Origin of the sequence: Blastomonas sp. UPD001, assembly GCF_003426715.1 — a bacterium.
Classification (GTDB): Bacteria; Pseudomonadota; Alphaproteobacteria; order Sphingomonadales; family Sphingomonadaceae; genus Blastomonas.
The window spans coordinates 2,899,700-2,913,310 of sequence record NZ_QKVT01000001.1; the positions used below are offsets into that span (position 1 = coordinate 2,899,700).

Here is a 13,611-nt window from a genome sequence, read left to right on the forward strand (position 1 = left end):
GAATTTATCGATTATTCTGTTCAAGAAAATCACATGGCCAGCCGCGCATCCTGGCCTTAACCCTTATCCAACCGAGTTTGAATCACTAGCGAGGGATGACCATGGAACTCAAGGGATCGAAGACCGAACAGTGCCTGAAGGACGCGTTTGCCGGCGAAAGCCAGGCCAACCGCCGCTATCTGTATTTCGCCCAGAAGGCCGATATCGAAGGCCATAACGACGTTGCCGCCGTGTTCCGCTCGACCGCGGAAGGCGAAACCGGCCACGCGCACGGCCATCTCGAATTCCTCGAAGCCTGCGGCGATCCGGCCACCGGCGAGCCGATCGGCACCACCGCCGACAACCTGAAGTCGGCGATCGCGGGCGAGACCCACGAATATACCGACATGTATCCGGGCATGGCCAAGACCGCCCGTGACGAAGGTTTCGACGAGATCGCCGACTGGTTCGAAACGCTCGCCAAGGCGGAAAAGAGCCATGCCGGCAAGTTCCAGAAGACGCTTGACGCGCTGCTGGCCGAAGCCTGAGTTTCAGTTGAACGACAACTTGGCCTGTGTCTTCGTGTTTCGGCACGAAGCGCAGGCCATTTTTCTGCCGGTTTCATGCCGCCCTTGGTCGGGGAGGCGTTCGCTGGTCTGTGCCTGACAGGGGATCGTGATGGCAACCGAATACAAGGAAGGCAGCCTGGACGCGCCGACGCGGCATGTGCTGCCGTGGCGCGAGGAATCCTGGTATGACGAGGCCGCGCTCGATGCCGAGCTGCGCCGCGTGTTCGACATCTGCCATGGCTGCCGCCGCTGCTTCAACCTGTGCGACAGCTTCCCCAGGCTGTTCGACATGATCGACGAAAGCCCGAACGAGGAGGTCGAGGACCTGTCCGCCGGGCAGATCAAGCAGGTCGTGGATGCCTGCACGCTGTGCGACATGTGCTTCATGGTGAAGTGCCCCTATGTGCCGCCGCACGAGTTCAACCTCGATTTCCCGCATCTGATGCTGCGCTATCGCGCGGTCGAGCATCGCAAGGGCGAGACCTCGAAGGCCGATAGCCTGCTCGCCGAAACCGATCGCAACGGCAAGCTGGGCAGCGTCTTTTCCGACGTCGCCAACTGGGCGACCGACGGCAAGAGCGGCACGACGCGCGGGATCATGCAGTCGATGCTCGGCATCGACAAGCGCGCGCACCTGCCCAAGTTCGCCGATATCCCGCTGACCAACCGCGCCGCCGCTCTTGTACCCGCACCCAATCCGGCGGCGCCCGGCTTCGGCCGCCGCGTTGCGCTCTATGCCAGCTGCTACGACCAGTTCAACGACCAGACCCCGGGCGAGGCGGCGGTCAAGGTGCTGGCGCATAACGGGGTGGAGGTCCGGATCGAGCATCCCGAATGCTGCGCGATGCCCAAGCTCGAAAATGGAGACATCCCTGCGGTCGCCAGCGCCGCAGCGCGCGTCGCCGCGCATTTCGCGCCGCTGATCGACCAGGGCTATGACGTGGTCGCGATCACCGCGAGCTGCGCGCTGATGATGAAGTTCGAATGGCCGCTGATCGAGCCGGACAACGAGGACATCAGGAAGCTCTCGGCTGCTACGCACGATATCAGCGAATATATCGTCAAGCTGTCGAAACAGGCGGGGCTCACCCCGGTAGAGGCGATGGATGCCAGCATCGGTGTGCACTTCGCCTGCCATTCGCGCGCGCAGAACATGGGCCCCAAGGCGATGGAGATGCTGAAGCTCATCCCCGAGGCCAAGCCGGTGCTGACCGAGCGCTGCTCGGGCCATGGCGGCAAATGGGGCATCTACCAGCAGAATTTCGACACCGCGGTGAAGCTCGCGCGGCCCACGGTGCGTTCGCTCGAGAAGACCGCGCCCGATTACATGGTCAGCGAATGCCCGCTCGCCGGATCGCACCTCAAGCAGGTGATGGAGCAGGGCGGGGCGGCAAAACTGCCCGAACGGATCGGCCATCCCGTCGAACTGATGGCCAAGGCTTACGGACTGTAATGGATATGGAAAAGACGATGCCCAGGGACCGCCGTTCGATCACCCGCGAGGACATCATGGACCTCGCCGATTACGAGCTGATCCGCAAGGACAAGCGCCAGGAGAGCATCCTCGCCAAGAAATTCTCGCGCCTCGCCATCGGCCCGCACGCGATGATCACCTTCGAAAGCTGGGACAGCATGTGGTTGCAGATCCAGGAGATGCTGCGCATCGAAAAGGGCGGCGAGGAGCAGCTGGCCGACGAACTGGCCGCCTATAATCCGATGGTGCCCAATGGCCGCGAGCTGACCGCGACATTGATGTTCGAGATCGAGAATCCCGAGCGGCGCGATGCTTTCCTGCGCACGATCGGCGGGGTCGAGGCGCATATCTTTTTGACCATCGGCTCGATCCGCATCGCCGCGGTGCCCGAACAGGATGTCGAGCGCACCAGCGCCTCGGGCAAGGCCAGCGCAGTGCATTTCCTGCACTTCCCGCTCGACGATGCCGCCATCGCCGCCTGGCACGATGCGGGCAATGTCGCGATGGTGCAGATCACGCATCCCAATTACGGCCATGCCGCGCTGATCGGGGCCGACACGCGCAGCTATCTGACCCGCGCCTGCCTGTAACCGCAGTCACGCCGCCAATTGGCCCGCCTATTTGGGAATGTGCAGCAGCGGGCGCTGCGCCGGGCGCGCCAGCGGGAACCGGCCCGGTATTGACCGATGATGCAAAGATCGCTGCGGCCAGCATGATGCCGCCCGATCCCAGCATGACTTCCTTCAGCACAGCGTATTGCCCTCATTTTGCCGCCATCAATGCAAACCTTCGCAGCAACCGGTTAACATTCCGTACCGATTTGTAAATTTTCGCGCGAAGCCACGAAAATGCCGCCGAAAACCTGGGTTCTCGGCGGCATGTCTTTCCTCCCCAGGAAAGCTCTCGTGATCTGTCGGGCCCTGGCCGAAAGGCGGGGTGGCGGGATTGCCCCGCTCACCCAGATCCTCTCCTGCTAGCTCGTGCGGGCTGCGTTGGTCCGTTGCTAGCGATCCAATTGGAGCCGCGCAGCACAAATTGACAAAAAATGCGCGCAGATCGCCACTGGAACAGCCGAAAAGCTTGTAAGCTTGTCATGATTGTTACAACATTGGGCATGGCCGAACCCTCGCTCCATGCCGGACCTGCGCTGCGCCGTCTGCGCCGCAATGCCGGTCTCACCCAGGCCGCCATGGCGGAACGGCTCGACATCTCGCCGAGCTATCTCAACCTGCTCGAACGCAATCTTCGCCCGGTCAGCGCGCGGCTGATGCTGACGCTTGCCGAGCGGTTCGATGTCGATCCGCGCGACCTGACCGGGGACGAGCCGGGCGGCGGGCTGGGTCCGATGCGTCGCCGCATGGCCGACCCCATCTTCGCCGATCTGGGCGTGGAGCCGGGCGAGATCGAGGACTGGCTGGCGGCATCGCCGGGCACGGCGGCGGCCTTTGCGCGGCTTTACGACAGGGTGCAGGGCGGCGCGGGCAGCGCCGTCCCGGGCATTGCGGTCGACGATCCCGTAGCGCGCGTCCGCGGCGAGATCGAGCGCTGGCGCAACCATTTTGCCGATCTCGACCATGCCGCCGAGGAACTGGCCGACGCGCTGCGGCTGCAGAGCGGCGATCTCTATTCGGCGATCGCCGAGCGGCTGCGCACCAAGCACCAGCTTTCGATCCGCATCCTGCCCGAGAGCGTGATGCCCGAACGGCTGCGGCGGCTCGATCTGCATGCGCGCCAGCTGCAGCTGTCCGAGATGCTCGATATGGCCTCGCGCACCTTCCAGGCAGCCTATCTGTTGGGGCAGCTGGAGTATCGCGCGGACATCAATGCGCTGGTCGCGGGGGCGCAGTTCGGCGACCGCACGGCCGAGCGGCTCTACCAGCGGCATATCTTCAGCTATTTCGCCGCCGCGGTGATGATGCCCTATGGGCGCTTCCTGCGTGCCTGCGAGCAATCGGGCTATGACATGCTGCTGCTCCAGCGGCGCTTCGGCGCGGGGTTCGAACATGTCGCGCACCGGCTGACCACCTTGCAGCGCGTCGGCCAGCGCGGCCTCGGCTTCTTCATGCTCCGGGTCGACCGCGCAGGCCAGGTGTCGAAGCGCTTCGGCGGTGCGGCGCGCGCGCCGCTCGCCGATACCGAGGTAACCTGTCCGCTCTGGCACCTGCACCAGGCCTTTTCGCGCCCCAGTCAGGTCCAGGTGCAGCTTGTCGAGCTCGAGGACGCGAGCCGCTGGCTGACGCTTGCGCGCAGCGTGCAGGGCGCAGGCTATGGTGCGGGCGGTACCACGGCGGAGTTCGCCATAGGCCTTGGCGTGCCCGTCGATCAGGCCGCCACGCTCTGCTATGCGCGGGGGATGGACCTGAGTGCGGCGGGTGCGACGCGGATCGGTCCGGGTTGTGCGATGTGCAAGCGCGGCGACTGCCCGCAACGCTCCAAGCCGCCGCTCGGTATCCGGCTCAAGTTCGACGATCGCGAACGCGGGGTGACGCCGTTCGATTTCCTTACCGATTAAGGCTTTCGCACACCGCCGGAACCAGCCGCGCGCATGGCCGTACACGCCCCAGAACAACCATCCAGGGGAATTGCCATGACGGAACACACGACCACCACCACCGTGACTGATCGCCCGGTCGAACCGGTCCAGACGCATACCACCGTTGTCGAGCGCCGCTCGGGTGGCGGCTCCGGTCTGATGATGGCGATCCTGCTGCTGATCCTCGTCGTCGGCGGTTTCTTCGCCTGGCAGTTCATGCAGCAGGGCGAAGTGCGCACCGATGCGGTCGCGGGTGCGGCTGGTGAGGTCGGCGAGGCGGCGCAGAAGGTCGGCGATGCCGCGCAGGATGCGGCGCAGAAGATCGGCGAGTGAATCGCATCGCGGGTTCGCCGATGCGTAAAAAGCTTTGACACTGTGCCGGAAATTCTTGGGTCCGGCGCGCATATGGCTGTAAAATTAACCGACACTTGACCATTGCCCGGCTATAGCGGGCTCCATGTTCAGGCTGTTCAAACATTATGTGCCGCACGCGGTGCTGCTGCTCGGCTTTTTCGACCTGGCGCTGCTGGGCCTGGCCGCCGAAATTGGCTGGGTCTGGCGCGCGCACGAGATCGGGATGGAGGTCGAGCCGCTAAGCCAGCGGCCACTGCCGATCGCGACCTTCGCGCTGCTGGTGCACATGGCGATGATCGCGGTCGGGGTCTACGGGCCCGATTCGCTGCAATCGCTGCGCTTCGCCGCCGCGCGGCTGCTGGTGGCAATCTCGCTCGGCGTCATCTTCCTGTCGGTCACCTATTTCATCCTGCCCGGAACGACCTTGTGGCGCTCGAACAGCCTCTATGCGATGGGGCTGTCGATCCTCTTCCTGATCGGCAACCGGGTCATCCTGGGCGGACTGCTCGGCACGACCGCGTTCAAGCGCAGGCTGATGGTGCTGGGCGCGGGCAAGCGCGCGCAGCGGGTGCAGGACCTGTCCGAACGTCCCGATGCCGGCTTCGTGCTGGTCGGCTTCGTCGCGATGAACGACGGGCCGCTGGTGGTCGAAGAGGCGATCAACCGCGACGCGATCAAGAATCTCGCCAAGCATGTCGAGAATCTCAACGTCACCGAGGTCGTGCTGGCGCTGGAGGAACGGCGCAACGCGCTGCCGCTCAACGATCTTCTGCGCATCAAGACCACGGGCGTCCATGTCAACGACCTGTCGACCTTTCTCGAACGCGAGACGGGCCGCGTCGATCTCGATACGGTCAATCCCAGCTGGCTGATCTTTTCCGACGGCTTTTCGGCAGGGCGGCGCATCTCGACCATCGCCAAGCGGCTGTTCGATCTGGTGGTGAGCTCGATCCTGCTGCTGCTCACTGCGCCGATCATCCTGCTCTTCGCGCTGCTGGTGAAGCTCGACAGCAAAGGTCCGGCCTTTTTCAAGCAGGAGCGGGTAGGGCTGTACGGCCAGCCGTTCCAGATCGTCAAGCTGCGCTCGATGCGCACCGATGCCGAGGTCGATGGCGCGCAATGGGCGCAGAAGAACGACCCGCGCGTCACCCGGCTGGGTCGCTTCATCCGCAAGGTCCGGATCGACGAGCTACCCCAGGCATGGAGCGTGCTCAAGGGCGACATGAGCTTTGTCGGACCGCGCCCCGAGCGGCCCGAATTCGTCGCCGATCTGGAAACCAAGATGCGCTATTACAACGAGCGGCACATGGTGAAGCCCGGCATTACCGGCTGGGCGCAGATCAACTATCCCTATGGCGCATCGGTCGAGGATGCGCGGCACAAGCTCGAATATGATCTCTATTACGCCAAGAACTACACGCCGTTTCTCGACCTGCTGATCATCCTGCAGACGCTGCGCGTCGTGCTGTGGCCGGATGGTGCCCGGTGATCCCATGGCCAATTGGGCCGATATAAGCCTCTGGGCTCATTCGGGCGCTGCGGCGCTGACGCTGCTGGTGGCCGCGTGGCTGGTCCAGCGCTGGGCAAGGCTGCGCGATGCGCGCCCGTCGCTGGGCGATGCCGCGCTGCTGATCGCCTTGCTGTCGACCAGCCTCTGGGCCTTTGCCGTCGCCGCGCTGGGGCCGATCGACCCGATTGCCGGCCTGGCTGAATCGCTGCGCAACCTCGCCTGGCTGGCGTTCCTGTTCCAGATGGTGCGCTCGGCGCGTGCCCAGCCTGGGACGGTGACGGCGGTCTATCTGGTGCTGACACTGGTGCTGGCCGCGCAACCGGTGGTGGAAAACTGGCTGACCTTGCTCGCGACGCACCAGGGGCTCGAAAGCCTGACGCTGGGCAGCGCGATGCTGCTGCGGATGATCTTCGTCGTCGGCGCGCTGGTGCTGGCGAACAACCTGTACAGCGTCGCCGATGCCGAGACGCGAACGAGCCTGCGGATTCCCCTGGCCGCGCTCGCCGCGATGTGGCTGTACGATCTCAACCTCTACACCATGGGGTATCTGAACGGTGCGCTCAGCGCCGACATGCTGGCGCTGCGCGGGGTGCTGATGATCTTCGCCGTGCCGTTCTTCGCGCTGGCGGCGAACCGGCCCGGCGGGTGGAAGCTCACCCTGTCGCGCAAGATCGCCTATCGCTCGCTCTCGCTGTTCGCGATCCTGGGCTATCTCGTCACGATGATCGCGGTGGCGCAGCTGCTGCGCGCGGTCGGCGGAACCGTCGCGTCGGGCGCGCAGATGCTGCTCGTGCTCGGCATGTCGCTCGCGGCGCTGATCCTGCTGCCGTCGGACCGGTTCCGCGCCTGGTTCAAGGTCAAGGCGACCAAGCATTTCTTCCAGCACCGCTATGACTACCGCGCCGAATGGATCCGCTTCACCGAGACGATCGGGCGGCCCGGCGATGGCACCGCGCCGTTTCACGAACGCGTGATCAAGGCCGCCGCCGACATCAGCGACAGCCCCGCAGGGCTGCTGCTCGCGCCGGGCGACAATGGCCGCCTTCAGCTGCAGGCGCGGTTCAACTGGCCCACCGCCGATGTCCCTGCCCAGGCCTGCACCGCCGCGACCATCGGCTATTTCCAGGCGACCGGGCGGATCGTCGAGCTCGACGCGCTGCGCTCGGGCCACGACCGCGACACCGATCGGCGCGCGATTCCCGACTGGGCGATCGAGGAAACCAACGCCTGGGCGATCGTGCCGCTGGTGCATTTCGACCGGCTCGCCGGACTGGTCGTGCTGGCGCGGCCGCTGGTCGAACGGCGGCTCGACTGGGAGGATCTCGATCTGCTGCGCCTCGTCGGGCGACAGCTCGCCAGCTATCTCGCCGAGGCGCGCAGCCAGGAAGCGCTGCGCGAGGCCGATCAGTTCGACGAGTTCAACCGCCGCATGGCCTTCGTGATGCACGACATCAAGAACCTGGTCAGCCAGTTGAGCCTGGTCGCGCGCAACGCCGAACGGCACGCCGACAATCCCGAGTTCCGCAAGGACATGATCGCGACGCTGCAGAATTCGGTTGGCAAGATGAACACGCTGATCCGCAGGCTGACCGGCTATGCCCGCTCGGCAGGCGAAGGCGTCCGCGCGATCGATGCCGAGCGCGTGGTGCGCGCGGTGATCGCCAGCAAGCAGGCGGCGCACCCGGTGGTCGCCAGCGCCGCGCAAAGGCTGGTGCTGATGGCTGATCCGGCGCAGCTCGAACAGGTGCTCGGCCATCTGATCCAGAACGCGATCGATGCCAGCCCCAAGGACACGCCGGTCTATGTCTCGATGGCGCGCGATGGCCTCAATGGCGTGATCGAGATTGTCGACCATGGTGCGGGCATGTCCGCCGAATTCGTCCGCGCCAAGCTGTTCAAGCCCTTCATCTCGAGCAAGGCCGACGGCTTCGGCATCGGTGCCTATGAGGCCCGGCTGCTGGTCGAGGCGATGCACGGCCGGATCGAGGTCGAGAGCCGCGAGGGCGAGGGCAGCCGCTTTTCCATCCATCTTCCGCTCGCCACCCGGATCGATTCCGACGATCCGGCGGCGATGCCCGTGCCCGTTGCTGAAAAGGTAGCCTGACCGATGACCGACCTTTCCCCCAATCCCGCGATGAACGGCAGCGGCAAGGGCGCCAACCGGCTGCCGCGCCTGCTGGTGGTCGAGGACGATGCCGGGCTGCAGCGCCAGCTCAAATGGGCGTTCGACGATTTCGAGGTGCTGTGCGCCGGTGACCGGGCGAGCGCGATCGACCTGCTGCGCTATGAAGAGCCCGATGTCGTCACGCTCGATCTCGGCCTGCCGCCCGATCCCGACGGGGTGAGCGAGGGCTTCGCGACGCTGGCGGAAATCCTGCGGCTGAAGCCCGATACCAAGGTCATCATCGCCTCGGGCCATGGCGAGCGGCAGAGCGCGCGCGATGCGATCGCGCAGGGGGCCTATGATTTCTACCGCAAGCCGGTCGAGATCGACGACCTCGCGCTGATCGTCCGCCGCGCGCTCAACGTCCAGCAGATCGAGCGCGAGAACGCACGTCTCAGCCAGAAATCGGGCGAGGATCACACGGTCTTGGGCGGCATGATCACCGGCGATGCGCAGATGGTGAAGGCCGCGCGGACGATCGAGCGCGTCGCCAACACCAATGTCTCGGTGATGCTGCTCGGCGCGAGCGGGACCGGCAAGGAGCTGTTCGCGCGCGGGCTGCACGAGAAGAGCAACCGCAGAGGCGGCGCCTTTGTCGCGATCAATTGCGCCGCCATTCCGGAAAACCTGCTCGAATCCGAACTGTTCGGGCACGAGAAGGGCGCGTTCACCGGCGCGATCAAGACGACCATCGGCAAGATCGAACAGGCCGCTGGCGGCACCCTGTTCCTCGACGAGGTCGGCGACATCCCGCTGCCGCTCCAGGTCAAGTTGCTGCGTTTCCTGCAGGAACGCGTGATCGAGCGGGTCGGCGGGCGCAGCCCGATCCCGGTCGACACCCGCGTGGTCTGCGCGACGCATCAGAATCTCGAAAAGATGATTGCCGAAGAGCGGTTCCGCGAGGACCTGTTCTACCGCCTCGCCGAGATCGTGGTGAACATTCCCTCGCTCGCCGAACGGCCTGGCGATGCGGTGCTGCTCGCCAAGCATTTCCTCGCCCGCTTTGCCGCCGAGATGAACCCTGCGGTCAAGGGCTTCGCCCCCGATGCGCTCAAGATGCTCGATGCCTGGCACTGGCCCGGCAATGTCCGCGAGCTCGAAAACCGGGTGAAGCGCGCGGTGATCATGGCCGAAAGCCGCCTGGTGACCGCCGAGGATCTCGACCTCGAACGCGCCGAGCCCGAGACGGCCGAGTTCCTGAACCTGAAGGCGGTGCGCGAACTCGCTGACCGCAAGGCGATCCGCCATGCGCTGGCACGCACCGAGGGCAATATCTCGGGCGCGGCCAAGCTGCTCGGAATCAGCCGCCCGACGTTGTATGATCTGCTCCGGCAATATGACATCCAGACCTGATCTCCCTTCCGGCAACAGGCTGTGGTCGGCGCTCGCCGCCGCCGCCCTGCTGCTGGGCGGCGCGGGCGCGAGCCTGCGGGCGGAGGATATGGGTGCCGCACGCGAGGCCATGGCGCGCGCGGCAGACCATCGCGCGCGCGGCGACAATCGCGCGGCGCGGATAGAACTGATGAATGCGATCAAGGCTGCGCCGAAGATGAAAGAGGCGAGGCTAGCCCAGGCGCGCGTGTTCCTGATGCTGTTCGATGCCGATGGCGCCGAAGGCGAGCTGCAACGCGCGCTCGAACTGGGCGCCGATCGCGCGCTGGTGCGCGCGCCGATGGCCGAGGCGATGGTGCTGCAGGGCCGGGCCGAGGATGCGCTGCGCTGGCTGGGCGAGGGGCCGGTGGCGAGGAGCGATGCAGGCTATGCCGCGCGCACCCAGGGCCGGGCGCATCTGGCGCTCGGGCAGTATGACGAGGCCCGCGCGGCCTTCGACCGGGCCTTGCAGTTCACCCCCGACGACAGCCTGCTTTGGACCGACATCGCGCGCTTCCGCACCGCGTCGGGCGACCAGGCGGGCGGGCTCGAAGCGGCCGATCATGCGGTGGCGCTCGACGCGAACAATGTCCGTGCCTTGCAGCTGCGCGGCGAGCTGACGCGCAGCCAGACCGGGCTCGCCGCCGCCTTGCCCTGGTTCGAACGCGCGCTGGCGATCGACCCCAACGATACCGCCGTGCTCGGCGAATATGCCGCGACCTTGGGCGATATGGGCCGGATGCGCGCGATGCTGAAGGCGGCGCGGCAGATCGTCGCGCTCGAGCCGAACAACCCGCGCGGCTATTTCCTGCAGGCCGTGCTCGCCGCGCGCGCGGGCCGCTATGATCTGGCGCGCAACCTGATCCAGAAGACCGGCGGCGCACTGGAAGCGGTGCCCGCAGCGATGCAGGTCGAGGGCGTGGTCGAGTTCCAGCTCGGCAACTACCGCCAGGCGATCGACCGGTTCGAAAGGCTCTCCGATGCGCAGCCCTTCAACCGCCGGGCGGCCGAGCTGCTCGCGCGCGCGCTCTATGCCGAGGGCGAGCACGAGGCGCTGCTCGAACGTTTCCGCCCGGTTGCCAACCGCGCGGGCACCAGCGCCTATCTGCTGACTCTGGTCGGGCGCTCGCTCGAGGCGATGGGCGAGCGCGATGCGGCGCTCGAATATCTCGCGCGCGCTGCGACGCCCGACGCTGCCCCGCTGTTGCGGCTCGATCAGGACGACGAGCCCTGGCTGCTCGCTGACGCCGCGCGCGCCGCGCGGCGCGATGCGCGCGCGGTGGTGCCCTATGTCCGCATGCTGGTGGCGCGTGACGATTTCGCGCAGGCCGCCGAATACGCCCGCCCGCTCGCCGAGGGCAATCCCGGCGTACCCGATGCGCAGATGCTGCTGGGCGATGTGCTCTATGCCTCGGGCAATGCCGGCGGGGCGCTGCCCTATTACGAGCGTGCCGCACGAATCCGCCTCGCTGAGCCCGTGGTGCGCCGCCTGTCGCTGGTGCTGCGTGAGCTCGGTCGCCGCGATGAAGCCGACGCGCTGCTCGAAAGCTTCGTCGACATGAGCCCGGCCAATAGCGGCGGTCTCCGCCTGCTGGCCAATGCCTATATCGATCGCGGCAACTGGCCCGGCGCGGTGGCGATGCTCTCGGCGTTGCACGCGCAGCTCGGCAGCAGCCAGCCGCTGCTGCTCACCGACCTGGCGCTCGCGCGTCTGCGCGCAGGCGATCCGGCACGCGCGGCGCACGACTCGCGGCTCGCCTATCGCGTCCAGCCCGCGAGCCCGCTGGTCGCGCATGTGCGCGGCATGGCGCTGACCGAAGCCAGCGATAGCCCGATGCTGGCGGTGGAGATGCTCGAAAAGGCGCAAGCCCTGCAACCGCGCAACCCCTGGCTGCGCTATCACCTCGCCCAGGCCTATGCCGCTGCTGGCAAGCCGGGCCGGGCGATGGGCGCACTGCGCGCCTCGCTCTCGCTGGGGGCGTTTCCCGAGCGCGCCGAGGCCGCAGCGATGTTGCGCGATCTGCAGGGGCGGAGCTGAGCCGCCGCATATTTTTGCCTGACCCGGTGCCATTTTCGGCTAAAGGGCGGGAATGACCGATACGACCAATCCCCTGCTCGATACGCGCGCGTTGCCGCGCTTTGCCGAAATCACTGCCGCTCACATCGCGCCCGCGCTCGATGACGCGCTCGCCCGGCATGCTGCGACGATCGAGGCGCTAGTGCGCGACAAGCCGACAGTCTTCGCCGACGCCTGGCTGCCACTCGAGCGGGCAGAAGCCGAGCTCGGCGCGATCTGGGCGGCGGTCTCGCACCTGCATTCGGTCGCCGATGGCCCCGAGCTGCGCGCCGCCTATCAGGAGGGCGAGCAGCGGCTCGTCACCAACAGCATCATGGTCGGGCAGAATCGCGAACTCTACGAGGTGTTCGAAGCGCTCGCCGCGACGCCCGAATTCGCCGCGCTGCCCCAGGCCGACCGGGTCGCGGTCGAGCACGCGCTGCGCGATTTCCGCCTGTCGGGCGTGGCGCTCGACGAGGCCGCGCGCGAGCGGTTCAAGACGGTGTCGGTCGAGCTCGCGACGCTTTCCAACGAATTCGGCAGTGCGGTGCTCGATGCGACCGATGCCTGGGAAGAGCTGATCACCGACGAGTCGGATTTGGCGGGCGTGTCGGAGACCGACAAGGCGATGTTCGCCGCGGCGGCCGAGGCCAAGGGCCAGACTGGCTGGCGCGTGACGCTGCAGGCGCCGAGCGTCAACGCGATCCTGACCTTTGCCGAGAATCGCGAACTGCGCGCACGGGTCTATCGGGCCTTCGGTACCCGCGCGTCGGATCAGGGGCCGCATGCCGGCCAGTTCGACAATTCCGAGCGCATCGCGCGGATCCTCGAGCTACGGCGCGAGGCGGCGGGGCTGCTCGGCTTTGCCGATCCGGTCGAATGGTCGCTCGCCACCAAGATGGCATCGGACGGCGGTGCGGTGCTCGCCTTCCTGCGCGATCTCGCCGCGCGCGCCAAACCGGCGGCGCAGCGCGACCTCGATGAGCTCAAAGCCTTTGCCGCCGAGAAGCTGGGCATCGCGGACCTGCAGCCCTGGGACGTCGGCTTTGCTTCGAACCGGCTGCGTCAGGCGCTCTATGCGGTCGACGAGGCCGAGATTCGCGGCTATTTCCCGGTCGAGAAGGTGATGCAGGGCTGGCAGGCATTGCTCGAACGGCTGTTCGGCATCCGCTTGCAGCCGCGCACCGATGCCTCGCTCTACCATCCCGATGCGCGCTTCTACGATGTCGTCGACGAGAGCGGCCAGGCGATTGCGGGTCTGTATCTCGACCTGTTCGCGCGGCCCGGCAAGCGCGGCGGCGCATGGATGGGCGAGGCACGTCCGCGCCGCAACGACGGCGATCATGTGCAGCTGCCGGTCGCCTATATGGTGTGCAATTTCTCGCCCGCCGGGCCCGATGCGCCGTCGCTGCTCAGCCATTCGGATGTCGGCACGCTGCTGCACGAGACCGGGCATTGCCTCCACCTGCTGCTGACCGAGGTCAACCGCCCGAGCATCGCGGGCACCAGCGGCTTCGAATGGGACGCGGTCGAGCTGCCGAGCCAGCTCATGGAGGATTTCGCCTGGGACCGGCAGGTGCTCACCGCCATGTCGGGCCATT

10 protein-coding genes are annotated in these 13,611 nt (G+C 66.5%); all 10 read left to right on the top strand.

Annotated elements, in window-relative coordinates; genetic code table 11:
* Positions 1–95 precede the first annotated feature (95 nt).
* Positions 96–527: a rubrerythrin family protein gene (locus DM995_RS14730; RefSeq protein ID WP_023838444.1), complete on the top strand. Its 432-nt coding sequence runs from the start codon at positions 96–98 to the stop codon at positions 525–527.
* Between the two features lie 130 nt (positions 528–657).
* A complete protein-coding gene (locus DM995_RS14735) occupies positions 658–2,001 on the top strand; it encodes a (Fe-S)-binding protein (protein ID WP_116969900.1) in 1,344 nt (447 codons plus the stop codon).
* 17 nt (positions 2,002–2,018) lie between these two features.
* Positions 2,019–2,612 carry a DUF3501 family protein gene (locus tag DM995_RS14740; RefSeq protein WP_031318247.1) on the top strand — a complete coding sequence of 198 codons (594 nt, stop codon included), beginning with the start codon at positions 2,019–2,021 and terminating at the stop codon, positions 2,610–2,612.
* A gap of 524 nt (positions 2,613–3,136) precedes the next feature.
* Positions 3,137–4,534, top strand: coding sequence for a helix-turn-helix domain-containing protein (locus DM995_RS14745; protein ID WP_116969901.1), 1,398 nt, complete (start codon positions 3,137–3,139; stop codon positions 4,532–4,534).
* 75 nt (positions 4,535–4,609) lie between these two features.
* Positions 4,610–4,888 (top strand): hypothetical protein, encoded by a 279-nt coding sequence (locus DM995_RS14750; RefSeq protein WP_023838439.1) that lies wholly within the window; start codon positions 4,610–4,612, stop codon positions 4,886–4,888.
* 124 nt (positions 4,889–5,012) lie between these two features.
* Positions 5,013–6,398 carry a TIGR03013 family XrtA/PEP-CTERM system glycosyltransferase gene (locus tag DM995_RS14755; protein WP_023838438.1) on the top strand — a complete coding sequence of 462 codons (1,386 nt, stop codon included), beginning with the start codon at positions 5,013–5,015 and terminating at the stop codon, positions 6,396–6,398.
* 4 nt (positions 6,399–6,402) lie between these two features.
* Positions 6,403–8,523, top strand: coding sequence for an XrtA/PEP-CTERM system histidine kinase PrsK (prsK, locus tag DM995_RS14760; protein WP_116970494.1), 2,121 nt, complete (start codon positions 6,403–6,405; stop codon positions 8,521–8,523).
* A 3-nt stretch (positions 8,524–8,526) separates the two neighbouring features.
* Entirely contained in the window at positions 8,527–9,936 is a 1,410-nt protein-coding gene (prsR, locus tag DM995_RS14765; protein ID WP_198669380.1) for a PEP-CTERM-box response regulator transcription factor, read from the top strand.
* Positions 9,920–11,992: a tetratricopeptide repeat protein gene (locus tag DM995_RS14770; RefSeq protein ID WP_116969902.1), complete on the top strand. Its 2,073-nt coding sequence runs from the start codon at positions 9,920–9,922 to the stop codon at positions 11,990–11,992. Before prsR ends, DM995_RS14770 begins: the two co-directional genes overlap by 17 nt.
* 52 nt (positions 11,993–12,044) lie before the next feature.
* Positions 12,045–13,611, top strand: a 1,567-nt coding sequence (locus tag DM995_RS14775) for a M3 family metallopeptidase (protein WP_116969903.1), incomplete at its 3' end; no start/stop codon positions are given.